Genomic DNA, 1,604 nt, shown 5'->3' with positions numbered 1-1,604 from the left:
AAATACTCATCAGGAATCCTGCAATAACCGGAGATATAAGATATTGTGCCGATCCTGCCAATTGAATAAGGCCGCTTGCCCGGGAATACATCTCTTCTGAAACCAGGTCGGTGACAACCGCCTTATAAGAGGGGTTTTGAATAGCTGCGAATACCGAACTCAGTGCCACTCCAACATAAATATGCCAAATCTCTATACTGCCCGATATCATGACCAGCAAAATGAATAATAAACCGGTTATAGCGCCCGCATCCCCGATTATCATCATTTTCTTGCGATCAAACCTGTCCGCCATTACTCCTCCAAACGGCAGCAAAATGAATGTCGGCAAAAAGGCAAAAAGAATGATTAAGGAAAAATTCGTCGCCGATTGGGTCTTCTGAAAAACAAACACACCCAGTGCGAAAGCGGTAAGCCCGCTTCCAATGGCCGACATCAGCTGCCCCAGCCAGATAATAAGAAATCTTTTGTATGATTTATCCTGAACATTCATCTTTCTTTACCTCCCTTTATACAGACTTATAGAAGCCAGGTCTGAGTTTTGCCGCATTCCACAACTGGAGGGCGTTTGTTATGAAAAAACATCTCCTTGTCAAACACCACAATAACAGCGGCAATTATAACCAGGACCACGGTTTGAATACATTTTGTCGTCTGGGTTATAGCCCACAATTCCTGTGACATGTTGACAAGAAAGTGGAAGAGAATCGCCGCGGCAACACTCTTTCTGTTTTTCAGGCAAATCCAACTGATGATCACTCCCATAGGGATGATGCTTACAAAAAAGTTCAGCCCAAACCAGGCGCTCTGGTGGAAAATTTCATACTGGTAGGAGTTTTTCACAAAAATGAGGGGAAAGTGCCAGAGTGACCAGAGTATGGCGAATATGATTGACGCGGTAAACAGGTTATACCTGCTCTGCAGGCTGTCGAACGCATATCCTCTCCAGCCAAGCTCTTCAAAAGCAGCGGCAAGCAAAAGCAGGAGCAATACCGGGACGAAACCCGTTGAAAAAGAGAATCCTTCTGCAAATTGGAATTGAGAGACCAATCCTCCAAAGGGCAGCGAAAGGGCGATGGAGGCCAGTACAGATAAAGGCATTATTAAAAGAAATGCCGGCAGCATCTTCACCTGTATCAACCTCGGATTAATAAGCCGGTTGATAAAATCCTTTTTTAAACCGGAATTTTTGGATGCTGCAATCATTACCGCCGAGATGATAAACGGCGCAATCATTCCAAGCAGCATAAAAAGCATATACAGTCCGCTTATACCATCCTGAAAACTTACCCAGGCTCCGGCAAACCAGAGGGTATAGGTTACTGTAAACACCGTAAAGAAATAGAGTTTTGGGTTATACTTGTAATTCGAAATCATATTCTTCACTCCTTTATTGGTTGTGACCGACCGTCGGTCAATAAAAGCTAAAAAAATATAAGTGTTTTGAGCTGTTCATCCCAGTTATCTCGCACCTGTAAACTTCAGGGCTAAATGAATGAAAAGGATCCCGGAACAGACCCTAAAGACCTCTCAATAATTGCCTGTAGAGAAAGCACTTGTTTCACCCGCTCTTCCTCATTCCACTTGAAAAGGCCTGATTCCAA

Annotated in this window: 2 protein-coding genes; both read right to left on the bottom strand. The window is 43.8% G+C overall.

The features are described from left to right. Positions 1-493: MFS transporter (locus NC238_01370; GenBank protein ID MCM1564605.1), on the bottom strand; the 493-nt coding region annotated here is incomplete at its 3' end. A gap of 26 nt (positions 494-519) precedes the next feature. After that, positions 520-1,377, bottom strand: a complete 858-nt coding sequence (locus tag NC238_01365; GenBank protein MCM1564604.1) for a CPBP family intramembrane metalloprotease — start codon at positions 1,375-1,377, stop codon at positions 520-522. Positions 1,378-1,604 lie beyond the last annotated feature (227 nt).

The organism is Dehalobacter sp., from assembly GCA_023667845.1.
Lineage (GTDB): Bacteria > Bacillota > Desulfitobacteriia > Desulfitobacteriales > Syntrophobotulaceae > Dehalobacter.
Note: the sequence above shows the minus strand (reverse complement) of the source record. Positions and strands in the feature narration are given on the sequence as shown.